Below are 25,535 nucleotides of genomic sequence, written 5' to 3'. Positions count from 1 at the left end.
TTCACATTTCACATTTCACAATCAACAATTTACCCCAACCACCCTTCTCTATCCAAACTTCTATATTGAATAGCCTCGGCAATATGTGAAGAAACAATATTTTCTGAATGATCTAAATCGGCAATGGTTCTCGAAACTTTCAAAATTCGATCGTAAGCTCTTGCAGAAAGATTCAATCTTTCCATGGCTGTTTTTAGCAATTCTTTTGAAGCTTCATCTAAAACACAAAATTCACGAATTAGTTTACTGCTCATTTGCGCGTTGTAATGAACATTTTCTACCGTTTCAAATCGTTTCGTTTGAATTTCTCTCGCTGCTGTAACTCGTTTGCGAATTTCTACACTGCTTTCAGATTTTCGCTCATCTGATAATTTCTCAAACGGAACTGGAGTAACTTCTATATGAATATCGATTCTGTCTAATAATGGCCCTGAAATCTTACTCATATAACGTTGCATTTCGTGCGGTGAAGAAGTATTGGGCATACTTGGATCATTAAAGAATCCGCTCGGACTTGGATTCATGCTTGCCACTAGCATAAAAGATGACGGATAGGTTATAGTAAATTTTGCGCGCGAAATTGTTACTTCACGATCTTCCAAAGGCTGGCGCATCACTTCTAAAACATCGCGTTTGAATTCTGGCAATTCATCCAAAAATAAAACACCATTATGCGCCATCGAGATTTCTCCTGGCTGAGGGTAACTTCCGCCTCCAACCAAAGCGACATTAGAAATCGTATGATGCGGACTTCTAAAAGGTCTTTGATTCATCAATCCGACTTCTTTTAATTTTCCTGCAACGCTATGAATTTTGGTAGTTTCCAATGCTTCACGCAAAGTCATTGGCGGTAAAATACTCGGAACACGTTTGGCCAGCATCGTTTTTCCTGCTCCTGGCGGACCAATCAAAATTATGTTATGTCCACCAGCCGCTGCAATTTCCATACAGCGTTTAATGCTTTCTTGTCCGCGAACGTCTGAAAAATCATGTTCAGGGAAATCGAGTGTTTTATAAAATTCCGCTCTTGTATCGATAACTGTGGGTTCGAGCGTTCCCTTTCCTCCGAAGAAATCAATTATTTCTTTTAGATTTTCAACCCCATAGACATCTAAACCCGCTACGATAGCTGCTTCTTTTACATTCTGAATTGGGAGAAAAAATCCTTTATAACCTTCCTCTTTGGCTTTGATTGCAATGGGTAACGCTCCGCGAATAGGCTGTAAACTTCCATCCAAAGAAAGTTCTCCCATAATAATATAGCGTTCAATTTCTGGCGCTTTAATCTGATCTGAACCGACCAGAATTCCCATTGCCAATGTCAAATCGTATGAAGAACCTTCTTTTCGAAGGTCAGCAGGTGCCATATTGACTGTAATTTTCTTTCCCGGAAAACTAAAACCGTTATTCTTTAAAGCAGCGGCAATTCTAAAACTGCTTTCTTTTATAGCATTATCTGGAAGTCCAACTAAATGATAACCAATTCCTTTATCCATATGAACCTCAACTGTAATCGTTGTGGCTTCAACTCCAAAAACGGCACTTCCGTAAACTTTTACTAACATAAAAACTCATCTATTATTGAAGAGTAAAAGTATTACAATTAGAAACAAAATTATTCATATTTGTAAATATTTTATTACTTTTTATTTTTATGAAAATAGATTTTTAACTTAGATAATATATTTAAATTTACTTTTCTTTTAAAATCAACTGGCAATGGATGAAATAGAAAAAATAAAAAGAGTACTAGAAAAAAATGCGACTGAATTTATAGCTGGCGGGTTCAAGCCAAATAATTCAATTACTGAAAGCTGGATTGGAAAAGTTTATTTATATAATGAAAACGAACAAATTCCATTAGATCAAAAAGGGAACTTAATGCTTCCTTTATTTCAATTATATTTCGATCAGTTTCCTTTTGTACCCGACATTTTAAAAGAAACTAAAATTATTACCGTTTTTATATCTCAGGATTTCCCTATGGATTTAACACCTAACGGAAATGATTGGGTTTTGCGCGAATACAAAAACACAGATAAAATTGTTATAAAGGATTTACAAAATGATGCATCGTTTATAAAAGCTTTTCCTTTATCTAATAAATTAATTGAAGAAGATTATCCGGTTTGGGAAGATACTTCCGGGATTTCAGATGAAATCACAAACAAAATACTGGAACTAGAAGACTCTGGCACTATTGGCTCTTATTATGATTTTTTTGAAAACAGTAATGGTCATAAAATTGGAGGATATGCAAGCTATCGTCAGTCAGGAATTGATTTTGGCGAAGATTATGAATTTGTATTTCAAATTTCTTCTGATGAAAAAGCAAACTTAAATATCATTGACAGCGGTAACTTCTATTTTGCTAAAAATAGAAAAACTGGTGAATGGATGTATTATATTGATTTTTATTGATTATGATTTATTCTTAACTTCCTCCACTATCCTACTCAAATCCAAACAATTTTGATGCGACCAAAGTTTACTTTCAATTTCATTACTCAGAATACAATTTTGACATTCGATTATTTCATGAGAATATCCTTTTCCTAAAGCTGGTAAAGTAAATGTGGCTTCTTTTTCTTCATTTATATATAAAGAATAGCCATCGGCAATAAACCACGGAGCATTTAATTCTATTCTCCCTTTTGTTCCTGCAATAACGGCTTTCATATCAGATTCAGAAACTATAGAAGCATGCAAAACCGATTGAGCTGTTTCGTATTGTAAAATCATCGAAGTCTGTAGATCGATATCATTTTTATGTTTAATCGCTTTCGCGGCAATCTCTTTTGGATATCCTAATAGTATATAAGACAGAAACAAAGGGTAAACTCCAATATCAAATAAAGCTCCCCCTCCTAGTTCTTTATCAAAGAGTCTTTTATTTTCTGTTTCACTTCCGTGAAAGGCAAAATCAGCTTTTATATAATTTATGTCTCCAATTATTCCGTTGTCTATTTTCTCAAGAACATCTTGAACGGAGGGAATAAATCTTGTCCAGAATGCTTCCATAAAAAACCTATTGTATTTTTTAGAAGCATTTATTATTCTTTGCGTGTCTTTAAAAGATAAAGACATTGGCTTTTCGCAAAGCACATGTTTACCACTTTCTAAAGCTTTAATAGATAATTCTGCGTGCGAATTATGAGGAGTTGCAATGTAGACGATTTCAACTTCTGAATCTTCAAAAAGTAAATCATAAGAATTGTACATTCTTAAAGCATTAAATTTTCCTCCAAATTCCTCCGCTTTAGCTAAATCTCTTGAAGCAACTGCCGTAATCTCAGCATTTTCAATCAATACTAAATCTGATGCAAATTGGCTTGCAATGTTTCCTAATCCTACTATTCCCCATTTAATACTTCTGTTTCCCATCCTTTTATTATAATCATCAAAATTGTTAAAAAGATTAAAAAATATCTTTTACGAGATGTAAGAGACGTTTTTTAAACAACAAATATCTATTATCCTACAAAAAATAGCAATCAATTACCCCAAAAATTATCAAAAATGGTGGTAAGTGAAAAAAAAATGTTGCCAAATTGTAAATTTTAAGTTTGTTTTAAGAAATTCACGCAAAATCATAGGGGTTAAATTTTAAATTTAACAAAAATAAAGCACACAGCCCTATTTTTTTAGGGGGTATTAAATCATTTTATACTTTTATAAAAAATTTAAAACTAAATAACTATGCGAAAAATTATTTTAAGTGTGATTCTTATCACGATTTTGGTACTAACCTTTATTTCAAACTTTATTATTGCAGACAACCCAATACCTGCAGAAGCTGTAAAATTTGATACTGGAGATACTGCCTGGATGATCGTTGCCACTGCTTTTGTATTGCTAATGACACCTGGATTAGGATTTTTCTACGGAGGTATGGTAGGTAAGAAAAACGTAATTAGTACTATGCTTCAAAGTTTTATGGCAATGGTAATTGTTACTATTCTATGGACAGTTGTTGCTTTTGGATTGGCTTTTGGACCAACAATTGGAGGAATTATCGGAAACCCGTCTGAGAATTTGTTCTTTGCAGGAGTTGGAACTAATACCGCATGGAGCCTTGCACCAACAATTCCATTTATATTATTCGCATTATTTCAGGCAAAATTCGCCATCATTACTCCTGCGTTAATTACAGGTGCTTTTGCAGAACGTGTACGTTTCTGGGCTTATTTGCTATTCATGGTTTTATTCATATTATTGATATATGCTCCGCTTGCTCACATGACTTGGCATCCTGATGGAGTTTTCTTCAAAATGGGAGTTCTTGACTTCGCTGGAGGAACTGTAGTACACATGAGTGCTGGATGGGCTGCATTGGCTGGAGCTATGTTCTTAGGAAAAAGAAAAGTTCAAAAAGTTAATCCTGCTAGAATTACTTATGTATTATTAGGAACAGGTTTACTTTGGTTTGGATGGTTTGGTTTCAACGCTGGATCTGCTTTAGGAGCTAATGGTCTTGCTGCTCAAGCTCTAGGAACTACTACTGTTGCTGCCGCTGCCGCTGCAATGGCTTGGGTTTTCCTTGATAAAATTTTAGGACACAAATTATCTGCTCTTGGCGCTTGTATCGGAGCTGTTGTAGGTCTAGTTGCTATTACACCTGCTGCTGGATTTGTTAGCATCCCTCACGCAATCTTCATCGGATTATTCTCTGCAATTGTAAGTAACATCGTAGTAAGCAAATTCCCTAAAGGAAAAATTGACGATGCTCTAGATGTATTTGCTTGTCATGGTGTTGGTGGTATGGTAGGAATGCTTTTAACTGGTGTTTTCGCATCAAAAGCAATCAACCCTGCAGTTGGAGATAATCAAGGTTTAATCTTCGGAACTCCAACTTTATTCATCAATCAATTGACTGCTTTAGTTATTGTTTCAATCTTTGCTTTTGTAGCTTCTTATGCTTTATTCTTCATCGTAAATAAAATTACTCCTCTAAGAGTTACTGAAGAAAAAGAAGAACTAGGATTAGACATCTCTCAACACGGAGAATTCTTATAAGAATAAATTCCCTTCTCACATTACTTGATAAAAAAAAGCACTCTAAATTTGACTTAGAGTGCTTTTTGAATTAAATACCTTTTATGATTGTAGATTTTAGATTGCAGATTTTAGATTATAGAATATAGATTATAGAATATAGATTATAGAATATAGATTATAGATTATAGATTATAGAATATAGAATATAGAATATAGATTATAGAATATAGATTATAGATTAGAAATTTTTCTCAGTTCCATTCTCTTTACTCTATTCTCTTTACTCTATTCTCTTTACTCTATAATCTATATTCTATATTCTATTCTCCCAAGATTTACTTAAAATTCGAAATTCCTTCTTTTAACCAATGTAAATATTCATCTGCATTTACATAACTTATTGTTGGTTTAGAAGTATTCATATTCTTTCCTTCCAAATCGGTAATAACATATAAAGGCTGTGTATTCGTTTTATATTTTGAGATCATAAAATCGGTCCATTTATCGCCAACAGTAATAATCTTATCTCCTGATGCAGTTGTAAATTGCTCTTCTTTTGGCAATTCACGTTTATCGTCAACGTAAAGCGAAATTAAAACAACATCATTTTTTAGGATTGGCAAAATTGCTGGTTCTGACCAAACATTATTTTCCATTTTTCTGCAATTTACACAAGCATAACCTGTAAAATCAAGCATAATTGGCTTATTGATTTCTTTTGCATAAGCCAAACCATCTTCATAATCATGGAAAACCATAATTCCGTGTGGACCTAATTCAGCTCCTTCAGGAAGTCCTTTTATTGATTCTGAAGAAACAGCTCCGTTTCCTGAACCTCCAACTCCAAACGGACTCTCACTATATTGCGGCGGCGGCGGGAATGCGCTGATTAATTTTAAAGGCGCTCCCCAAAGTCCAGGAATTAAATACATGGTAAACACAAATGTCAGTAATCCTAAATACAATCTTCCAACAGAAATATGATTCGTAGGACTATCGTGAGGCAAGGTAATTTTTCCGAATAAATACAATGTCATCGCTCCAAAAATAGCGATCCAGATTGCAATAAATACTTCTCTTTCTAAGAAATGCAATTGTAAAACCAAATCGGCATTTGATAAGAATTTGAATGCTAGTGCCAACTCTAAAAACCCTAAAACTACTTTTACAGTATTTAACCATCCTCCAGATTTTGGTAAAGAATTTAACCATCCTGGGAACATGGCAAATAACATAAACGGAAGCGCTAATGCTAAAGAGAATCCAAGCATTCCGACAATTGGCGCAATTCCTCCATTTGAAGCTGCTTCAACCAATAAAGTTCCAACAATTGGCCCTGTACAAGAAAATGATACAATCGCCAAAGCTAAAGCCATGAATAATATTCCGATTAAACCGCCTTTATCTGCTTGCTGATCTGCTTTATTTGCCCATGAATTTGGAAGCATGATTTCGAAAGCACCCAAAAACGAAGTAGCAAAAACAACTAAGATTACAAAAAAAATCAAGTTGAACCAAACATCTGTAGACAAAGCATTTAAGGCATCAGCACCAAATATTTTAGTTACAATAAGACCTAAAATTACGTAAATAGCAATGATTGAAAATCCGTAGATAATTGCATTTCTAATTCCTTTTGCACGGCTTTTACTTTGTTTTGTAAAGAAACTTACCGTCATCGGGATCATCGGGAAAACACAAGGCGTTAACAATGCTGCAAATCCTGATAAAAAGGCAATAAAAAAGATAGACCACAAACTTCTTGAAGGCGCAGGTGCAGGAATTTCTTCTTTTTCAGCTTCAGCTGTTTTCTCCACTTTTGGCTGTGTAGCTTCTTCTTTTTTAACGGTATCAATTGCTAGTCCCACTACTTTTGTTTCATCAGCTTTAGCTTCTGTTACAACTGGAACTTCATCCATTTTGAAAGTTGAAGGAACAGCAATCGAGAATTTCTTACTCGAATTGATGCAAACTTCTTTACAAACCTGAAAATCAAAATCTACATCAACCGTTTTTAAATTTGGGTTTATGATTTTTATTTCTTGTTCAATGTGTGCTTTTCCTTCAAAAAAAGTTTCATCTACGCCAAAAACATCGTTAAAAGCCGTTCTAGTTTTACCTTCTTTTGCTTTTCCAACTAATTCGTAGTTTCCTTTTTGATTTTTAAAAGTTATTTCTAAAGCCAAAGGTCCGCCGTCTGGAGTAAACTGCGAATACATATGCCAGTCTTTTTCGATTGTTCCATCAAAAATTAAAACGGCATTGTTTCCTTTTTTCTCAATTTTAGAAGTCCATTTTACCGGCTCTAATATTTGCGCATTACCTTTTGCAAAAGCAAAGAAAAATACGAAAAGTAAAATGGTTTTAGTCCAAACATTTTTTGACAAATTTGTCTGAAGATTTCGAGTAAAGTTCATTATTGTAATTCTATTTTTAGTATTTGATTTGTGGTTTTCTCTATTTTAAAACGCTCGTCTTGTCTTATTCCAACAACCCAGACTATTTCATTTTCAGAACATAAAATCCAAGTTTTTTCTTTTTCGATCAATGATAATTTTTCGTCTTTAAAAAGCTTGCTTACTTTTTTAGATTTTCCTCTCATTCCGAAAGGCTGAAAAACATCTCCTTCTTTCCATTTACGCAAAACTAATGGAAAACGGATTTTATTGGAATCGACAAATATAACCTTATTTGAACCGAATGTTGTGTGATCTACGTTACAAAGACTCATTTTTAAGGGAAAATTAACTTCTTTATCGTTTTCACTAATTTCATATTCTTCGTTTTCTGGCATTTCAGAAAACGGACTTAAAATAAGCGTTTCTCTGTTTTTTAGCAATCTAAATTCCTCCGAAAGAACTTGTTTCCCTGATTGTCCTTCAACCAAATCATAAATATCATTCCAAGCAGAAAAACCAAATTCATTTAGCCATTGGTAGAGATACGATTTATAATTTGGAAGTTTTTTTAACTGATTTAAATCAAAATGAATATCGTCTCCTGCTTCTTTTGCCACTTGCTGATATACCATAATCGATGCATCTTCAACCATTTCTTTTGATTCTTGAAGAAAGGACTGGGTTTTCTGAAAAGCATCTAGAAAATTAGGATTGATTTCTTTTAAAACCGGAACTAAATTATGACGAATCTTATTTCTGAGATATTTTGTCGAAGCATTACTGCTGTCTTCTCTCCATTCTATTTTATTCTCCTCTGCGTAATTCAAAATTTCTTCTCTAGAAAAAGGTAAAAGCGGACGAATAATTTTATCGTTTTGTTCTGGAATTCCAGTTAAACCTTCTAAACCAGTTCCGCGAGTTAAGTTGATAATAAAAGTTTCAAGATTATCGTCGGCGTGATGTGCTGTCAGGATATAATCGAAGTTTTCTTCTTCCAAAAGTTCATAAAACCAGCTGTAACGAAGTTCTCTTGCTGCAACTTGTGTTGATAATTTATAATCTTTAGCGAAAGCTTCAGTATCAAAATGAGTAGTAAAAATTGGAATATTGTTCTGATCGCAATAGTTCTGAATAAATTCCTGATCTCCAAAACTTTCCAATCCGCGAAGTTGAAAATTGCAATGCAAAACTGCAATTTCATAAGGCATTCTGTTCAATAAATGTAGCAAAACCATACTGTCTAATCCGCCACTTACAGCCAGAAAAAGCTTTTTTTCGGCTAAAAAAGAAAATCTTGAAACGATATGATTTTGAAATTTTGAAAACATCTGATAAAAGTAAAGAATTAAATTTGATCTATTTTTAAACGAAATGTTAAGCGGGTATTTTTTTATGCCACGACTCGAGCGACAGCGAACAGGCGAAGCAATTCACGAATTATTTTGATAATCTTTGATAATAATAAATCGTGAATTCATGGCGAATAAAAATTATTGCAAAACTTCGTGCATTGCCTTGGCTTTCAGCAAACATTCTTCATATTCTTTTTCTGGAATTGAAAGCGATGTTATAGCGCTTCCAACCGAGAAAGAAACATATCTATTCTCTTGATTGTACAAAATACTTCTGATTACGACATTAAAATCAAAATCGCCTTCAGGTGTAAAATAACCAACCGCACCGCTATACAATCCTCTTTTGGTTTCTTCGAGATTTTCGACAATTTCCATCACCGAAATTTTTGGAGCGCCCGTCATACTTCCCATCGGGAAAGTCGTCTTCAAAACATCTACTGCCGCATATTGAGGATCTAATTTGGAAGTAATCGTAGAAATCATCTGATGCACTTGCAAAAACGAATAAATTCCGCAAAGCTCCTCAACTTCAACGGAACCCTTTTGCGAGGTATGCGACAAATCATTTCGCACTAAATCGGTTATCATGATATTCTCAGCTCGCTCTTTGGCGTCTGAAACTAAAACACTCTTTGATTTTTCGTCTTCAATTGGATCTACAAAACGCTTAGAAGTTCCTTTTATGGGTTGAGAAATGATCTTATCTCCTTCTTTTTTCAAGTAGCGTTCTGGTGAAGCAGAAAGCAAATAGTGTTTGTAATTTTTAAAGAAAACTGAAAAGGGAGCTTGTGAAATCTCATTCAACTTCTGAAATTTTTCTAAAGGATTTATAACAGCATTTTCAGCATAAAATTCCATACAGAAATTGGCTTCGTACATATCACCAACATGAATATGTTCCAGCATTTTATTTACTTTCTGAATATATAATTCTTTAGAAATACGTTGCTTCACTTCGACTCCGCTCAGTGTGACAAATGTTTCGGTCTGAACATTTATTATTTCCTCAAAATCCTCTTCTACCTCATCATCGCAAAGCATTAAATATTTAATTTCAAGTTCATTTCCTTTCAGAATATAAACTTTTTTAGGCTGAAAGAAAAACAAGTCGGGGAAGTTCAAACCATCAAAATTATTGGAATGAAGATTTTCAATACCATTCTTTAAATCATAAGAAAGGTATCCAAAAAGCCAGTCTTTTGTATTTTGCTGATATTGTTTTAGATCTTCAAAAGCATTGTAATAATCTGTTTTTAAAGAAGTAAAAGCATCTACTGCCAATATGCAGTCAAAATTAGAATACTGCTGCGGATAAGAATTGCTGTCTAAAAAAACGACTTCGCGAAATTGCTGCGCCCAACTTAAAATCTGTTCTTTAAACAGTTTCGGATTGGCAATATTTTTACGGATGGAAACTCTCAAAAATGGTAATTTTAAAGGTCAAAATTACGACAAAATTCTTTCATTAGCGGAAAGCAAAAAAAATAATGAAATGATTTGAATTACACTGTAAAACTGTTAAAAATACATTCTTTTTATAAGAAAAAATTCGTTATATTTGATATACAATTAGAATAATCCTAAAACAGCATTAATTTAATTGCAAAATCCTTAAAATAGAACCTCAAAAAAAATAATTTGCGATTCTCATTTGAGCTTTTAGATTGCATCTTTTCCAATAACTTAATTATATTTTTTAACCTTAAAAAATCCTAAGTATTATGAAAATTGCCACTATTATTGTCCGCGTTTTAATTGGCCTTTTGCTACTTTTTGCCTCTATCAGTTATTTTTTCCATCTAATGCCAGAGCCTGAAACCACAGGAAACTTCAAAGCATTTAACGTAGGTTTAATGGCTTCGACGTATTTAATGCCACTGGCAAAATCTATAGAATTACTTTGTGGAATTGCATTTGTAACTGGGCGTTACGTAACTTTAGCAAACATCTTGATCTTACCAATTACGGTAAATATTTTGTTTATCAATTATTTTTTAACTCCCGATGGTCTGCCAATTGCAGTGCTTCTATTTATAGGAAATTTATTTTTGATTTACAGATACTGGGATAATTATAAAAGTGTTTTTACTGCGTAAATCATTTTTCGACCAAAAACAAAAAGCCCGTCAAGTTTATACCTGACGGGCTTTTGTTTAATTCGCTTTATCCTGTTTAACCCAAACCAAATCGGTTACGTTATATCCAATTTCCTGAGCTTTGATAAGATAATCTGCTTTTACACTTTCTGGAATTGTTTTTTCTCTAGAAAGTATCCACATGTATTTTAAACTTTCTCCAGCCACAAGCGCGTATTTATAATCTGGATCGATTGCTACGACGTTATAACCAGAATAAAAAGGACCAAAAAATGAGACTTTCAGCATACCAATATTGTCTTTTTTGACAAATCTAGCTTTCCCGACACTTTGTTCCCACTTGTCTTTTTTGACATTATAGCCCTTATTATCGACTTTTATAGTTTTATCTTCGTTTAAAGAATATTCGGCAGTTACATTATTCAAATCTCTCTCCCATTTGTAATCTAATCTGGCAATTTCGTACCATTTTCCGAGATATTTATTGCTGTCAAAGTTTGTTACAGCCTGTGCATTTTTTGGAATTCCGCTTCCACAAGAGTACAATGCGATTCCAATTCCTGCTCCAATTAGAATCGGAGCGATATATTTACTTTTCATAATACTATCTTTTTAATAATCATAAAGATAACACCTGAAATACACATCTAATTTACAAAATTTTTCTTCAAGTTTATATTTTTAAGCAGCAAAAAAATAAGGGATTTTGAAAATTTCGATAAAGTTTTTACAACTTGAGTTACAAACCATTAAATTTGACACACAATCAATAACTCAAAATGAGAATCCATCTATTACTATTTTTTATTTTATTTTCTCTTACTAGCCAATCTCAAACTATACAAACAATAGATTCTTTAAATAACGAAATATGCCAGTCATTGGCTGAAAACAAAATTTTAAATGATGAAATAAGACTTCATAGCATTAATAAATCTCATGTCATGCCTTTTTTGGCAAAATTTAAAGATACGATCGCACAGCGAAAGGCTTTTGAAAAAATGATTTATCGTCTTCAAAAAAACTGTAATGAATTTAATGCGCTTTTCCCTAAAGATTCTATACAAAATGACTGGGGAATGCAAAACGAAAAGCCTATAGGTCATGTATCTAAGGAACAATGCAATACTTTTGACGAAAGCAAAAAATTTCACTACTGGGAAGAAAGAGGAAAAAAAGTCGAGGTAACTATAAATGGAAATCTTTGGATAGAAAAATTCGGCGATAATACTTTCTCGAAGTTGTTGTATAGAAAAAGAGGCAATTGCGAATTTGAACTTGAGTTTATTGAAAGCAATAATTTGTCACGAAAAAACCTAAGTGTGAAGGGCGATAAATATCGATACAAAATTTATGATGAAGAAGAAAACATTTATAGCATTTACTCCAAAAACAAAGAAACCTATTATACTTTCAAATTAATAAAAGAATAAAAAAAAACCGTCAGAATCCATTTGGAACTGACGGTTTTTCTTTTATGATTAACGTAAAAATTATACGTGTAACGCTCTATTTTCTGTAGCTGCCAAAGCTGCTTCTTTTACCGCTTCCGCGAAAGTTGGGTGCGCATGGCTCATTCTAGAAATATCTTCAGCAGAAGCTTTGAATTCCATTGCCGTAACCGCTTCAGCAATTAAATCTGCTGTACGAGCACCAATCATATGAACTCCTAAAACCTCATCTGTTTTTTCATCAGCCAAGATTTTCACGAATCCGTCTAAGTCAGCACTTGCTCTTGCGCGTCCTAACGCTTTGAATGGGAAACTTCCAGATTTGTATTTAACTCCAGCTGCTTTCAATTGCTCTTCAGTTTGTCCAACTGCAGCAACCTCTGGCCAAGTATACACTACACCAGGAATTAGGTTATAATCGATATGTGGTTTTTGACCTGCTAAAATTTCAGCAACCATTACTCCTTCTTCTTCCGCTTTGTGCGCTAACATTGCTCCACGAACAACGTCACCAATTGCGTAGATATTTGGAACACTAGTTTGTAAATGATCGTTTACTTCAACTTGTCCTCTGTCTGAAATTTTCACTCCAGCTTTGTCAGCGTTTAATCCGTCTGTGTAAGGACGACGACCAACAGAAACTAATGAATAATCTCCTTCAAGAGTAATAGTTTCTCCTTTTGCATTTTCAGCCTGAACTACAACAGCATCGCCGTTTCTTTCAACTGATTTTACTTTGTGAGAAACGTAGAATTTCATTCCTTGTTTTTTCAACACTTTAGTCAATTCCTTAGACAATGAACTATCCATTCCAGGAATAATTCTGTCCATAAATTCAACTACAGAAACCTGAGCTCCTAAACGAAGGTAAACTTGTCCAAGCTCGATTCCGATAACTCCACCACCAATAATAACTAAGTGTTTTGGAACTTCTTTTAAAGCTAAAGCTTCAGTAGAAGTAATAATTCTTTCTTTATCAATTTTGATGAATGGTAAAGAAGATGGTTTTGATCCTGTAGCAATTACAGTATATTTTGCCTCGATAGTTTCTGATGTTCCGTCAGCTTTTGCAACTGCAATGTGCGTTGCATCTACAAAAGAACCTAAACCATTGAAAACAGTAATTTTATTTTTATCCATTAGGTAGTTGATACCACCTACAGTTTGATCTACAACGGCTTGTTTGCGAGCGATCATTTTCTCTAAATTGATTTTTACATCTCCAGAAACTTCGATTCCGTGATCTGCGAAATGAGCAATTTCAGCATAATGATGAGAAGAAGATAATAATGCTTTTGAAGGAATACAACCTACGTTAAGGCAAGTTCCGCCTAATGAATTATATTTTTCTACAATTGCAGTTTTGAAACCTAATTGTGCGCAACGAATTGCTGATACATATCCTCCAGGACCTGAACCTATAATGACTACGTCAAATGAACTCATAGTATTTTGTTTTTATTTTAGCGGTTACAAAATTAAGCAATAAAGTTCTGTTTGAAGTTTAATTTTCAATGTTTTTTGTGTGAAATTTTGGGATTAGTTTTACCGCAAAGAGCGCTAAGAATTACGCAGAGGTTCGCAAAGTTTTGTTTTTTTTAATCTCTCAAAGACGCAGAGTCGCAAAGTTTATGGCCATGCTTGTCATCCTGAGGAACGAAGGATCACACTAGAAGCTCCGCATGCAAAATCGCAAATCTCTGTAGAGTTTCGCGTGTGATCCTTCGTTCCTCAGGATGACAAACTGAACGTTAAACGCACTGCAGTGCATATCTACTGAAAAACCTTTGTCACTCTGCACCTTTGAACCTTCCTAAAAAGAAATCACCGTCGAGTTCTTCACTTCACTAATCATAAACATACTTTGGGTGCTCCCAATGTGCTGTAAAGAAGTTAATTTGGTTACTAAAAACTCTCTATAAGCTTCCATATCCTTCACTAAAACTTTTAGAATATAATCGTAATCGCCACTGACGTGATGGCATTCTAAAACTTCATTGAGTTTGATTACTTCACTTTCGAATTTGGTTAGGAATTCTTTGGTGTGCTGAATGAGTTTTAGGTGACAGAAAACTACAAACCCTTTCTCAATTTTGGATTTATCGACTAAGGCGACGTAGTTTTTAATTACCCCTTCGCGTTCTAATTTTTTAATTCTTTCATATACCGCTGTAACAGAAAGATCAAGTTTTAAGGATAATTCTTTGGTTGTTTTTTTACTGTCGGTTTGAAGCAAAACCAGAAGTTTTTTATCTGTAACGTCTAAAGTCATTTTTGTTTGTTTTTAGAAGATGAAAGAAAATCTATTGATTGGGTTTTATCAATTCAAATTTAGATTAAAAATCACTAAAAATCTATATTTATAGTTTTAAAATCTAATTATTCATTTTATAGTTGATTAATTTTCTTATTAGATCTTATTTTGGATGGAATTTATTTTGAAAACGAGAGTCCTAGCCCTGATAGAAGCGGCATCCTTTTGTGCCGGGGTTCGGCACAAAAGATATAGCGGATAGCAGGAAATAGCTTCTAAAAATCAACACAAGGCTCAAACAACTTGAAACTTGAAACAAATAAAAACTTGAAACTAACTAAAAATGAAAAACTTCAACCCAGCAGATAAAATTCAGGATTTGCAGTACTTTGGGGAATTTGGCGGTGTGAATCCGTCGATTTCTGATTCTTCGACTTATACTTTTCTTTCGGCTAAAACTATGTTTGATACTTTCGAGGGAAACATGGAAGGCTGTTACTTGTATTCGCGCCATTCATCGCCAAGTAATTTGTATTTGGATCAGGCTTTGGCGGCGATGGAAGGAACAGAAACGGCAAATGTTTCGGCTTCGGGAATGGGAGCAATTACGCCTACTCTATTGCAATTATGCGGTGCGGGCGATCACATCGTTTCCAGCCGAACTATTTATGGCGGAACTTATGCTTTCTTAAAAAACTTTACGCCAAGATTCGGGATAGAAACGAGCTTTGTTGACATTACAAAATTGGATGTTGTAGAAGCTGCAATTACGCCGAAAACGAAAGTTTTGTATTGCGAAACGGTTAGTAATCCACTTCTGGAAGTTGCTGATATTGCTGGATTGGCTAAAATTGCCAAAAAGCACAATTTGAAATTGGTTGTAGATAATACATTTTCGCCATTATCGGTTTCTCCTGCAAAATTGGGCGCCGATATTGTAATTCATAGTTTGACGAAATACATTAACGGAAGCAGTGATACCGTTGGCGGTGTGACTTGTGCGTCTAAAGAATTTATTAATTCTCTGAAGAATGTAAATTCTGGTGCAAGTATGCTTTTAGGGCCAACAATGGATAGTTTGCGTTCTGCAAGTGTAATGAAAAATTTGAGAACGCTTCATATTAGAATTAAACAGCATAGTCATAATGCACATTATTTGGCGGATCAGTTTGAAAAAGACGGTTTAAAAACGGTTTATCCGGGATTGAAAAGTCACCCGAGTCATGAATTGTATAAAAAGATGATTAATCCCGAATATGGTTTTGGAGGAATGCTAACGATTGATGTTGGAACTTTGGAAAAAGCCAATGAATTAATGGAATTGATGCAAGAACGAAACCTTGGATATTTGGCAGTAAGCTTAGGTTTTTATAAAACGTTATTCAGCGCACCGGGAACCTCAACTTCTAGTGAAATTCCGTTAGAAGAGCAGAAAGAAATGGGATTAACAGATGGTTTGATTCGCTTTTCTATTGGATTGGATAATGATATTGATCGTACTTACGAAATGATGAAAGCTTGTATGGTTGAGCTTGGGATTTTAAATTCCGCAAAGACCAACAAAGAGGTTTTCGCAGAGATACGTTAAAACTTTTTCTCTCGCAGATTTGGCTGATTATGCCGATTTATTAATAAGGTTATAAAAAGGAGCTGTTAATCTGCAAAATCTGCGCGAGAAAATTACTCGCAATAAAGGCAAACATTACTCTATAAATAAATTTGCACATTTTTTATTAGATCGTTTGAATCCGCTGGAGATTTTCTCTAAGCGGATTTTTTTTATCGAAAAAAAAGCCGTTTTGAATATTCTCAAAATGGCTTTTTGTACTTTATCTTGGCTCGTAATGTCTAAACGTTTGCCAGTATTTGTCTTTGTAGATTTCGTAACTTATTTCGAATGAACCAGAGTGTTTTTTAATTAATTCATCTGCCACTTTTGTTGGCTTTCTAAAGTCTTTGCAGGCAAAAAAGATTTCCCTCCTGTTTGCCAGTGTTTCCCTTCCTACATTTAAATAACCTTCCAGGTCTTTAAGATCTAATACAACTTCATCTTCTATTTCGTTTAACAACTGATAAGTTTCTTTATCTGGCATTCCGTTATTATTGCTTCCATCAAAAAGAATGGTAATAATAAATACCCAAGGATGTGATGCTTTTTTATCCCATTGCAAAAGATCTGTGTTCATTAATCCTATAATGCCACTTCCATCTTTCGCAGTTGCTTCAAAACCTGAATAGTTATCATTTTCCGTATTATGTCTTGTGCCTTCGTATTTTTCTACAAATTCTTTTTCTCTCCAGATCAAATAATCTTTTAATTTTTCGATCGGAATTAATTCTTCTGAAATACTATTTGAACCGTCTATTTTCATGTTATCAATCAAAGTAACAGAATGCAGTTCTCCTAAATAATTGTCTAAGAAAATATAAACACCGTTGGTTATAACTTGTTTTTTTTCTTCTACAAAATCATCGTAAATAACGGTTAAGTCAATTTCATCTGGATATCCGTCATGAATGTTTGGATAAAATTTTAGATTGTCCTTATTAAATTTGAATCCTTCATAATCAATACCAATGTCCTGAATGTCTGATGCTGGTTTTAATGCCGTAATTTTCCAACCTTTAATTTGAGGAGCTGCATTTACCAATTCTTCAATTGCATATATATTTCTAACTGCTCCGTCTGGCGTTAAGATTAATTCTACTGTAATATTATCTAACATTCCCGTTAGAAAATAAATCCCGTTGTGAATTTCATCCAGTTTTGGAGCCAATTTTTCAAAAAAACCTTGGTGTATGTTTTGTCTGTTTTTAACTATTGCAAAGAACTCTTTTTCATTTTTTAAAAACCAATTCCAGAAATCAGTATTAGATTGTATTGCAGCTTCTTTTTTGCCCAATATTTTATCGAGAAAACCCATGTATTACTAATTAAATTTAAAATTTTACTGAAAACAAACTTAAGGAAAAGCACTCTTAAAACATAAGAATATTTCTATAAAATATTAAGAATGCAAAAAGCCGTTCTGAAGTACTCAGAACGGCTTTTTGTAGTATATAATTTTACTTTTATCCTATATTTTCAGTATTCAGCTTACTGTTTTTTCTACTGTATGTAAAATAAATCAGTAATCCAATTATTAGCCAGATTGTAAAATAAATCCAGTTCCAAACGCTTAATTCGGCCATCATATACAGACAGCAGATTAATCCTAAAAGTGGAATTAAAGACAGATTTTTTCTGAAAGCCCAAACAGCTAATCCAACCAAAACGAATAGGAATATCCACATTGGGATTTTGTGTTTGAATAAACTGAAACCTGACTCATATTTAGCAGAATCTGCAATTGGCAATCCTTTTACAACTTCAGCATATTTAGCTTCGTCGTCTTGATATTGTCCTAATAAATGCTCTAAATCTGATGTTTCAGCGGTTTTATTGTTTGCTTCAATGCTTTCTAAATATTTGAAAACCTGCTCTGATTCTGATTTGTCTAAAGAGGTTACGATTGAAGTTGCATCATAAATCTGCGGATCGTTATTGATAAAAGCCATTGTTGCTTTGCTGTTGAAAGCAAAAGCATAATACAATCCAGCAATCATTAAAACTGGCAGAATAAATTTTGAATTAATATAAGGCGTTTTGAATTTTCCTCTTGGAATTTCAGGTTTGTTTTGTAAAACCAAAACTCCAGCACAAACTAATACAAACGCAAATAAAGTCCCTATACTGCATAAATCGGTTACCATTGTCAGATTCAAAAACAAAGCCGGAATTGCAACCACAAATCCTGTTACAATAGTTGCAAAAGAAGGTGTTTTAAATTTTGGGTGAACCGTTGAGAATTTCTTTGGCAATAACCCATCTCGACTCATACTCATCCAAATACGAGGCTGTCCCATTTGGAAAACCAATAAAACGCTCGCCATTGCCACTACTGCACTTACGGCAATAATTCCAGACATCCATTTTAAGTCTAATTTATCGAAAACAAATGCTAAAGGATCTCCAACATTTAATTCGTGATATTTTACCATTCCGGTTAAAACCAAGGCAATTGCAATATAAAGAATGGTACAAATAATAATTGCCCACATCATTCCGCGTGGTAAATCACGTTGCGGATTTTTACATTCTTCTGCCGTTGTCGAAATAGCATCAAAACCAATATAAGCAAAGAAAACTGCAGATACTCCTTTTAAAACCCCTCCAACTCCATTTGGAGCAAAAGGATCCCAGTTTGCTGTATCTACATAAAATACACCGACAGCGATCACTAAAAGAACTACACAAAGTTTTACGACCACCATTAAATTACTCGCATTACGAGATTCTTTCATTCCTCTGTAAACCAAAGCAGTAATCAAAATAATAATGAATAAAGCTGGAATATCGGTAACAAAATGAAACGACCCTAACGTAGGCGCCGTTGTCCAAGCGGTGTGCGCTTGCTGTAAAGCTGTGCTTAAATTTTCGAATGATTTTCCGCCGCGCATTAAAGCTTCAGCATCATTATATCCGTTTGAAGCGGTTAAGTAATCCATCTGAATCCATTGCGGTAAATGAATGCCGCCACTCTGGAGGAGTCCTGTAAAATAATCACTCCACGATATGGCTACGGTTATGTTTCCGACGGCATATTCCATGATTAAAGCCCATCCGATAATCCAAGCGATTAGCTCTCCAAAAGCCACATACGAATACGTATAAGCACTTCCAGAAACGGGAACCATTGAGGCAAATTCGGCATAAGCAAAAGCTGCAAAACTACAGGCAAGAGCAGTAAAAAGGAACAAAAATATTACGGCTGGTCCTCCATCTGCACTTGCTTTTCCGATGGTGCTGAAAATCCCCGCACCTACAATTGCAGCAATTCCGAAAGCAGTTAAATCTTTGGTTGTAAGGTGCTTTCCTAATGCTCCATGTCCATCTGCTTCATTTTTTGCAACCTGTTTCAGAATATCCTGCACTGTTTTTTTTCGGAATAAACTTGAAAATGCCATATATGTTTTTGCTATTATTAATTGATTTAATTCAGTTGTTCTGGTTTTATTTTGCAAATAATGCAAAAAATATCCTGATTTCAAATATATAAAACCATTTTGTTTTTCTGTGATTTTTTTTCTTGCTGCAAAGATTCTTGCCACAAAGGCACTAAGACACTAAGTTTTTTTTCACAATCACCGTAACGATAGCGAACAGGATAATCTGCTCCAAATCAGCCAAACCTGCGTGAAACAAAAAATCTTTGCGAACCTTGCGTCAATCTTAGCGAACTTCGCGGTTAAATATTAAGCACAAATGTAACATTTCTCAAAATGAGCTTACTAATACAAGTAGTATTTAATTTTTAAAGAATCATTTTTATGGAAAAAATCACGAGACGTTCTTTTGTAAATAAATTTGGACTTGGTGTTGGCGCTTCGGTTGTGATGACTTCACTTCCTTCTTTTATAACCGAAACAGAAAAGGTTCACAAACCTTACACCGGAAAAAAATTAAATATTGCTTTGTGCGGTCTAGGAAACTATGCTTCATTATTAGCTGAGGGTCTTCAGGTTTCTGAATACTGCCAGCTTACTGGAATTGTCACCGGAACACCTTCTAAAGCTGAAGTATGGAAAAAGAAATATAACATCCCTGAAAAGAATATCTATAATTACGAAAACTTCGATTCAATCATAAAAAACAAAGACATTGATTTAGTATACGTTGTAACTCCAAATGCACTGCACAAAGAATTTACTGTTCGCGCTGCAAAAGCAGGAAAACATGTAATTGTCGAAAAACCGATGGCAATTACTGCTGAAGATTGCGAAGAAATGATCAAAGCCTGCAACGATAATAATGTGCAATTGGCAATGGGATATCGACTGCATTACGAACCAAATCATCTAGAAATAAAACGATTGGGACAAGAAAAAGTCTTGGGACAAGTTCGTTATATTGAAACTGGTCTGGGTTATAGTACTTATGATGTTCGTGACATAAATAAACCTGTTGATCTAAACGCCCGCAAAGAATGGAGACTGACTAAAAAATGGGCCGGCGGCGGTTGTTTGATTAATTTAGGAATTTATTGCATTCAGGTTTCGCGTTATGTTTTAGGCGAAGAACCAATTGCTGTTACAGCACAATTTGGACATGTCAATAACAAAAATATGTTTTCTCAAGTTGAAGAAAATATCACTTGGCAAATGGAATTCCCTAGCGGTGCCGTGGCGAATTGCAGCAGTTCGTGTGGTTTTGGAATTGATCGTTTTTACGCTGCCGCAGATGAAGGTTTCTTCGAAATGAGTCCTGCGGTGAGTTATGGCCCTTTTGTAGGTAAAAGATCTGATGGAAAACCATTTAATTTTCCTGTGATAAACCAACAGCAAACCCAAATGGATGAAATTTGTAAAGTGATTTTAGCAAACCAAAAACTTCCCAATCATATTACTGGTGAAGAAGGAATTAAAGACGTTCGAATCATTAATGCCACTTATAAAGCCGCTGAAACTGGCAAAAAAGTAAGCTTGAAATAATTTTATTTTTCTCGCAGATTAAAAGGATTAAAACGATTTTTCCAATCTTTATCTAAATAATTTTTCACGCAAATTTTACAGATTTAGGCAGATTTAATTTTAAACCAGAGATAACTAATAATCTGCGATTATCTGCTTCAATCTGTAAAATCTGCGTGAAATAAAAATCTTTTTAATCCTTTAATCTGTAGCAAAAAAATCTTAGCGCTCTTTGCGTAATTCTTTGCGACCTTTGCGGTTAATTTACTTCAAACAGCTTCTCAAAATACTAACAGGATGCTGTGCTTCGCGTTTCGTTCCATCATAAATTTGATGGCGACAGCTTGTTCCTGCAGCGGCGATTTTTACATTTTCGGCAGTGTTACGCACTTTAGGAAATAAAGTATCCTCACCCATTTGCATACTCACTTGATAATGTTCTTTTTCATAACCAAAAGAACCCGCCATTCCGCAGCAGCCTGAATTGTAAATTGTAACCGTATTATTTTTTGGAAGATTCAGCATAGCAAAAGTTGCCTCAACAGAACTCAACGATTTTTGGTGGCAATGTCCATGAATCTTAATTTCTTTACTTTCTTCTGAAAAAGAATCGGCTGTGATTTTACCATCTATGATTTCTTTTTTCAAGAACTCTTCAATTGTAAAAGCATTTCTGGATAATTTCTCAGCAGCTTCTTTATCATCGGCTAAACGAAGATATTCATCTCTAAAAGTCAAAATCGCCGAAGGTTCAATTCCAATTAAAGGTGCATTTCCTAGAACGAGATCTTTAAAAATATTTACGTTATGATTCGCAATTTTCTTCGCTTCTTCCAAAAATCCTTTTGAAAGATACGTTCTTCCGCTTTCCTCATGATCGACAACCAAAACCTGATAACCTAATTTCGTCAATAATTCGAAAGCATCGATTCCGATATTGACATCATAATAATTCGTGAATTCATCTACAAACAAATACAATCTTCCGTTTGGAAAATCGGTTTGTGACGGTTTATTATTAGCGTACCATTTTCTAAAAGTCTTTTTCGCCAATAACGGAACTTGTCTTTCTGGCGCAATTCCCATTGTTTTTTTCACCAAAGACTGATTCGAAATAAAATTCGTAATCGACGGGAATTTACTTCCCATTTTGTTCAATTTGGCATTGTTGGCAAAAATCTTATTTCGAGTAGAAAATCCGTTTGCTTTTTGATATTGGTATAAAAATTCTGCTTTTAGAGTCGCTACGTCCACGTTACTTGGACATTCGCTTGCGCAGGCTTTACAGCTTACACATAACTCAAAAACTTCGTATAGCTCTTTCTGGTCAAATTTATTTTCTTTTTCAGAATACGTCAAATATTCTCGCAAAGCATTGGCTCGTGCACGGGTCGTTTCTTTTTCATTTCGCGTTGCACGATAACTCGGACACATCGCTCCTCCGCCAGACGGCAGTTTTCTACAATCTCCAGAACCGTTGCATTTTTCGGCTGCACGCAAGATTCCTAAACTATCTGAGAAATCCTGAAACGTTTTAATATCCGGTTCTACTCTTCCTGAAATAACACGATGATTCTCGTCCATCTTCAAAGCATTTACAATCTTCCCAATATTCAAAACCGAATTTGGATCGAATGCCAATTTGATTCTTTTCAAGAGTTCGTAATTTTTATCGCCAATCATGAACGGAATAAACTCTCCGCGCACAATTCCGTCTCCGTGTTCACCACTTAGCGAACCTCTGTATTTTTTCACCAAATGCGCTACTTCAGTCGCAATGGTTCTGAATAATTTTAAATCAGAAGTTTTTTTTAAATTCAAAACCGGACGAAGATGCAATTCTCCCGCACCCGCATGCGCATAATAAATCGCTTCCTGCCCGTGACGCAACATCATTGCCGAAAACTCTGCAATATAATTTGGTAAATCGCTCAATTCTACCGCTGTATCTTCAATCGAATCTGCTGCTTTATCGTCGCCTACAATACTTCCTAAAAGTCCAAGACCTGCTTTTCTCAATTCATTGGCTTTGTCAATATCATTTCCGTAGATTTTTACTCGAGCGTAACCAAAATTATTTTTCTCTAAATCTGCAATCAAAGCATCGGCTTGTTTTTCGGCATCTTCTAAAGTATGCGATGCGACTTCAAACAACATAATTGCTTTTGGTTCTCCAACCAAAAAGAAACGGTTTTTAATGTGTTCCCGATTGGTTTTGGTACAATCCAAAATCGTATCGTCAATCATTTCGCAAGTGTACAAATGATGTTTCATCGCCACCACAACCGACTCTAGAGATTCCTGAATGGTATGATAATGCCCGACAACCATAATGCTGTGAGGCGGTGGCAAATCATCAACTTTCAGCGTCACTTCGGTTGTAAAAGCCAGTGTTCCTTCGCTTCCGCAAAGTAATTTCCCAAGATTTATGGTGGGTTCAGTTCCGCCAAATAATTCCGATTTCAGCAGAATATCAACGGCATAACCCGTATTTCTTCTATGAATTTCAGGTTTCGGAAACTCTTTTACAATTTCTTCCTGAGCTTCTTTTATAGTAAGCTCGTCGTAAATCGTTTTGTATATCTTATTTTCTAAAGTATCGCCTTTTGTTTTTTCGATAAATTCAGCCGAAGTCAGGTCTTTAAAAACCACTTCAGAACCGTCGCTTAAAAGTGCTTTTACTTCAGCAATTTTATCGCGTGTAACACCATATCGAATCGAAGTAGTTCCTGATGAATTATTTCCTACCATTCCGCCAATCATCGCGCGGTTTGACGTTGATGTAATCGGAGCGAAAAATACGCCGTGAGGTTTTAAGAATAAATTCAGCTCATCGCGAATTACGCCTGGCTGAACCGTAACGGTTTTCTTTTCGGCATTGTACGAAATAATTTTTGTAAAATGCTTTGACACATCCACGACCAATCCATCTCCTACTGCTTGTCCTGCTAGCGAAGTTCCCGCTGTTCTTGGCGTAATCGACAGATTATGTTGTGCTGCAAATTGGATCAATTTGGCAATATCTTCAGTCGTTTTAGGAATTGCCACCGCATTGGGTTTAATTCGGTACACCGAAGCATCTGTAGAATAAAGCGTTTTATGAAGCTCATCGAATAAAAGTGTGCCTTCGAGACTAGCGGCTAATTGCTCTAAATGAGATTGGGTCAACATGTAAATGTGCTTTTTATAAAAATATTTCCTGAAAAAACTCAGACCACAAAGATAAAAATATCACAGGGCAAAACGATTCTATTTTGGGAATTTATCTAACAACTCCATCATATTTTATAAAATTCTGAAAGAATCCTGTAAAGCTTTTGATTTACTAAAAAGGTAATTTTAAAATTTTACTTTTTTACGCCTTATTAATATGGAAAATTTCTTTCAGGACGTCATCAGCCACCTCGAAGGTTACTACAATAGCATTGTTGATCTTACACCAAAATTTATTCTGGCCATTTTGGTCGTTCTCGTTTCATGGTTTATCGCGAGCCGCATTGGCATTTTTGCAGGAAACCGACTCAAAGCTAAAATGCACGATCGTCTTTTGGCAGTTTTTATTGCACGTTTAATTAAATCGGTTTTAATTATTATCGGAATCTTGTTTATGTTCCGAATTATTGGTCTCGAAGGCGTTGCACAAAGTATGCTTGCCGGAGCGGGAATCTCGGCTTTTGTAATTGGTTTTGCGCTTAAAGATATTGGAGAAAATTTTCTTGCCGGAATTCTTCTGGCTTTCAAACGTCCGTTTTCTATTGGCGATATTATCGAAAGCAACGGCGTAAAAGGCGAAGTCATCAACCTCAACCTTCGTGATACCGAAGTAAAAAGCGATTCTAAAATTATTTATATTCCAAACGCGCTTCTTATAAAAAATACCTTAATTAACTACAACAGCGAAGGTTTTCTACTCCAGACTTTCACCGTCGGACTCGAATATGGTTCTGATTATACCCGAGCCATCGAACTTGTAAAAGAAATTCTAGGAAACAGCGAAGAGGTAACCCAAAAAGACCACGAAAACGCCGCCGTAATTACCGATGTTATTGCTGGTGGCATTATTCAGCTTAATATTCGGTATTGGGTTAAAACCGCATCAACAACCGAAAATTCAGAATGCCGTTCTAAGATAATTGCTGTGGTTTTGAATAAACTGAAGGAGAATGAATTTGTGCTTAAATAAAAGGTTCTAAGATACTGAGGCACTAAGGTTCTGAGGTTTCCCAATTGTCACCCTGAGCGTAGTCGAAGGCTTATGAAACCTAATATTCCCACAACAAATCTCCCCAATCTTGTCATTTCGACGTAAGGAGAAATCTTCGCAAGTAGCTCGACAAAGATTGACGATTCTCTTTGCGGAATCCCGCGTGTGATTTCTCGTTACTCCTTTAGATTTGTTTTTTGAAATTTTAAGTAGATTTATGATTGAGAAAGGAAGCAAAAGTAAACTGTTCGTTCCTCCGAGCTTGTGG

18 protein-coding genes are annotated in these 25,535 nt (G+C 34.9%); 7 read left to right on the top strand and 11 right to left on the bottom strand.

Features of this window, described 5'->3' with window-relative positions; all coding sequences use genetic code 11:
* Window positions 1-29: 29 nt before the first annotated feature.
* Entirely contained in the window at window positions 30-1,565 is a 1,536-nt protein-coding gene (locus tag SOM12_RS14130; RefSeq protein WP_320493898.1) for a YifB family Mg chelatase-like AAA ATPase, read from the bottom strand.
* A gap of 154 nt (window positions 1,566-1,719) precedes the next feature.
* On the opposite strand from SOM12_RS14130, the gene SOM12_RS14125 reads away from it, so the two are divergent.
* Entirely contained in the window at window positions 1,720-2,421 is a 702-nt protein-coding gene (locus tag SOM12_RS14125; protein WP_320493897.1) for a DUF1963 domain-containing protein, read from the top strand.
* On the opposite strand, the gene SOM12_RS14120 is transcribed toward SOM12_RS14125, so the two are convergent.
* Window positions 2,422-3,384, bottom strand: a complete 963-nt coding sequence (locus SOM12_RS14120) for a Gfo/Idh/MocA family oxidoreductase (RefSeq protein ID WP_320493896.1) — start codon at window positions 3,382-3,384, stop codon at window positions 2,422-2,424.
* A 315-nt stretch (window positions 3,385-3,699) separates the two neighbouring features.
* Here SOM12_RS14120 and SOM12_RS14115 point away from each other — a divergent pair, with 315 nt between their 5' ends.
* Window positions 3,700-5,016: an ammonium transporter gene (locus SOM12_RS14115; protein WP_095931329.1), complete on the top strand. Its 1,317-nt coding sequence runs from the start codon at window positions 3,700-3,702 to the stop codon at window positions 5,014-5,016.
* A gap of 317 nt (window positions 5,017-5,333) precedes the next feature.
* Here SOM12_RS14115 and SOM12_RS14110 read toward each other — a convergent pair whose 3' ends face one another.
* The 3 genes from SOM12_RS14110 to SOM12_RS14100 form a co-directional block, all read right to left on the bottom strand.
* Entirely contained in the window at window positions 5,334-7,415 is a 2,082-nt protein-coding gene (locus SOM12_RS14110) for a protein-disulfide reductase DsbD family protein (RefSeq protein ID WP_320493895.1), read from the bottom strand.
* Entirely contained in the window at window positions 7,415-8,725 is a 1,311-nt protein-coding gene (tilS, locus tag SOM12_RS14105; protein ID WP_320493894.1) for a tRNA lysidine(34) synthetase TilS, read from the bottom strand. The genes SOM12_RS14110 and tilS overlap by 1 nt, the downstream gene beginning before the upstream one ends.
* A gap of 162 nt (window positions 8,726-8,887) precedes the next feature.
* A complete protein-coding gene (locus tag SOM12_RS14100; RefSeq protein WP_320493893.1) occupies window positions 8,888-10,174 on the bottom strand; it encodes an anthranilate synthase component I family protein in 1,287 nt (428 codons plus the stop codon).
* Window positions 10,175-10,473: 299 nt separating this feature from the next.
* Between SOM12_RS14100 and SOM12_RS14095 the strand changes: the two genes are divergently transcribed.
* Window positions 10,474-10,848 (top strand): DoxX family membrane protein, encoded by a 375-nt coding sequence (locus SOM12_RS14095; protein WP_095931855.1) that lies wholly within the window; start codon window positions 10,474-10,476, stop codon window positions 10,846-10,848.
* A 57-nt stretch (window positions 10,849-10,905) separates the two neighbouring features.
* Here the strand turns inward: SOM12_RS14095 and SOM12_RS14090 are convergent, their stop codons facing one another.
* Complete coding sequence (locus SOM12_RS14090) at window positions 10,906-11,448, bottom strand: lipocalin family protein (RefSeq protein ID WP_320493892.1); 543 nt, start codon at window positions 11,446-11,448, stop codon at window positions 10,906-10,908.
* A gap of 179 nt (window positions 11,449-11,627) precedes the next feature.
* Here SOM12_RS14090 and SOM12_RS14085 point away from each other — a divergent pair, with 179 nt between their 5' ends.
* Window positions 11,628-12,281 (top strand): hypothetical protein, encoded by a 654-nt coding sequence (locus SOM12_RS14085; protein WP_320493891.1) that lies wholly within the window; start codon window positions 11,628-11,630, stop codon window positions 12,279-12,281.
* A 60-nt stretch (window positions 12,282-12,341) separates the two neighbouring features.
* Here the strand turns inward: SOM12_RS14085 and lpdA are convergent, their stop codons facing one another.
* Window positions 12,342-13,745 (bottom strand): dihydrolipoyl dehydrogenase, encoded by a 1,404-nt coding sequence (gene lpdA / locus SOM12_RS14080; protein ID WP_320493890.1) that lies wholly within the window; start codon window positions 13,743-13,745, stop codon window positions 12,342-12,344.
* A 367-nt stretch (window positions 13,746-14,112) separates the two neighbouring features.
* Complete coding sequence (locus tag SOM12_RS14075; RefSeq protein ID WP_320493889.1) at window positions 14,113-14,571, bottom strand: Lrp/AsnC family transcriptional regulator; 459 nt, start codon at window positions 14,569-14,571, stop codon at window positions 14,113-14,115.
* Window positions 14,572-14,896: 325 nt separating this feature from the next.
* Between SOM12_RS14075 and SOM12_RS14070 the strand changes: the two genes are divergently transcribed.
* On the top strand, window positions 14,897-16,141 hold the full coding sequence (locus SOM12_RS14070) for an aminotransferase class I/II-fold pyridoxal phosphate-dependent enzyme (protein WP_320493888.1): 1,245 nt from the start codon (window positions 14,897-14,899) through the stop codon (window positions 16,139-16,141).
* Window positions 16,142-16,382: 241 nt separating this feature from the next.
* On the opposite strand, the gene SOM12_RS14065 is transcribed toward SOM12_RS14070, so the two are convergent.
* Window positions 16,383-17,477 carry a DUF695 domain-containing protein gene (locus SOM12_RS14065; RefSeq protein ID WP_320493887.1) on the bottom strand — a complete coding sequence of 365 codons (1,095 nt, stop codon included), beginning with the start codon at window positions 17,475-17,477 and terminating at the stop codon, window positions 16,383-16,385.
* A gap of 148 nt (window positions 17,478-17,625) precedes the next feature.
* Window positions 17,626-19,560 carry an amino acid permease gene (locus tag SOM12_RS14060; RefSeq protein ID WP_095931867.1) on the bottom strand — a complete coding sequence of 645 codons (1,935 nt, stop codon included), beginning with the start codon at window positions 19,558-19,560 and terminating at the stop codon, window positions 17,626-17,628.
* A gap of 363 nt (window positions 19,561-19,923) precedes the next feature.
* Here SOM12_RS14060 and SOM12_RS14055 point away from each other — a divergent pair, with 363 nt between their 5' ends.
* Window positions 19,924-21,084: a Gfo/Idh/MocA family oxidoreductase gene (locus SOM12_RS14055; protein ID WP_320493886.1), complete on the top strand. Its 1,161-nt coding sequence runs from the start codon at window positions 19,924-19,926 to the stop codon at window positions 21,082-21,084.
* Window positions 21,085-21,327: 243 nt separating this feature from the next.
* Here SOM12_RS14055 and SOM12_RS14050 read toward each other — a convergent pair whose 3' ends face one another.
* Window positions 21,328-24,234, bottom strand: a complete 2,907-nt coding sequence (locus SOM12_RS14050) for an FAD-binding and (Fe-S)-binding domain-containing protein (RefSeq protein WP_320493885.1) — start codon at window positions 24,232-24,234, stop codon at window positions 21,328-21,330.
* A 199-nt stretch (window positions 24,235-24,433) separates the two neighbouring features.
* Here SOM12_RS14050 and SOM12_RS14045 point away from each other — a divergent pair, with 199 nt between their 5' ends.
* Window positions 24,434-25,246 (top strand): mechanosensitive ion channel family protein, encoded by an 813-nt coding sequence (locus tag SOM12_RS14045; protein ID WP_320493884.1) that lies wholly within the window; start codon window positions 24,434-24,436, stop codon window positions 25,244-25,246.
* Window positions 25,247-25,535: the final 289 nt, after the last annotated feature.

Source organism: Flavobacterium sp. CFBP9031 (assembly GCF_034044945.1).
Taxonomy (GTDB): Bacteria; Bacteroidota; Bacteroidia; order Flavobacteriales; family Flavobacteriaceae; genus Flavobacterium.
This window is presented reverse-complemented; position numbering and strand designations above follow the sequence as displayed.

Bases quoted from the DNA above. Each gene is read 5' to 3' on its own strand.
- SOM12_RS14110 (WP_320493895.1), bottom strand. From the start codon at position 7,415: ATGAACTTTACTCGAAATCTTCAGACAAATTTGTCAAAAAATGTTTGG.
- SOM12_RS14130 (WP_320493898.1), bottom strand. From the start codon at position 1,565: ATGTTAGTAAAAGTTTACGGAAGTGCCGTTTTTGGAGTTGAAGCCACA.
- SOM12_RS14090 (WP_320493892.1), bottom strand. From the start codon at position 11,448: ATGAAAAGTAAATATATCGCTCCGATTCTAATTGGAGCAGGAATTGGA.
- SOM12_RS14125 (WP_320493897.1), top strand. From the start codon at position 1,720: ATGGATGAAATAGAAAAAATAAAAAGAGTACTAGAAAAAAATGCGACT.
- SOM12_RS14050 (WP_320493885.1), bottom strand. From the start codon at position 24,234: ATGTTGACCCAATCTCATTTAGAGCAATTAGCCGCTAGTCTCGAAGGC.
- SOM12_RS14095 (WP_095931855.1), top strand. From the start codon at position 10,474: ATGAAAATTGCCACTATTATTGTCCGCGTTTTAATTGGCCTTTTGCTA.
- SOM12_RS14120 (WP_320493896.1), bottom strand. From the start codon at position 3,384: ATGGGAAACAGAAGTATTAAATGGGGAATAGTAGGATTAGGAAACATT.
- SOM12_RS14060 (WP_095931867.1), bottom strand. From the start codon at position 19,560: ATGGCATTTTCAAGTTTATTCCGAAAAAAAACAGTGCAGGATATTCTG.
- SOM12_RS14065 (WP_320493887.1), bottom strand. From the start codon at position 17,477: ATGGGTTTTCTCGATAAAATATTGGGCAAAAAAGAAGCTGCAATACAA.
- SOM12_RS14075 (WP_320493889.1), bottom strand. From the start codon at position 14,571: ATGACTTTAGACGTTACAGATAAAAAACTTCTGGTTTTGCTTCAAACC.
- SOM12_RS14055 (WP_320493886.1), top strand. From the start codon at position 19,924: ATGGAAAAAATCACGAGACGTTCTTTTGTAAATAAATTTGGACTTGGT.
- SOM12_RS14115 (WP_095931329.1), top strand. From the start codon at position 3,700: ATGCGAAAAATTATTTTAAGTGTGATTCTTATCACGATTTTGGTACTA.
- SOM12_RS14085 (WP_320493891.1), top strand. From the start codon at position 11,628: ATGAGAATCCATCTATTACTATTTTTTATTTTATTTTCTCTTACTAGC.
- SOM12_RS14070 (WP_320493888.1), top strand. From the start codon at position 14,897: ATGAAAAACTTCAACCCAGCAGATAAAATTCAGGATTTGCAGTACTTT.
- lpdA (WP_320493890.1), bottom strand. From the start codon at position 13,745: ATGAGTTCATTTGACGTAGTCATTATAGGTTCAGGTCCTGGAGGATAT.
- tilS (WP_320493894.1), bottom strand. From the start codon at position 8,725: ATGTTTTCAAAATTTCAAAATCATATCGTTTCAAGATTTTCTTTTTTA.
- SOM12_RS14045 (WP_320493884.1), top strand. From the start codon at position 24,434: ATGGAAAATTTCTTTCAGGACGTCATCAGCCACCTCGAAGGTTACTAC.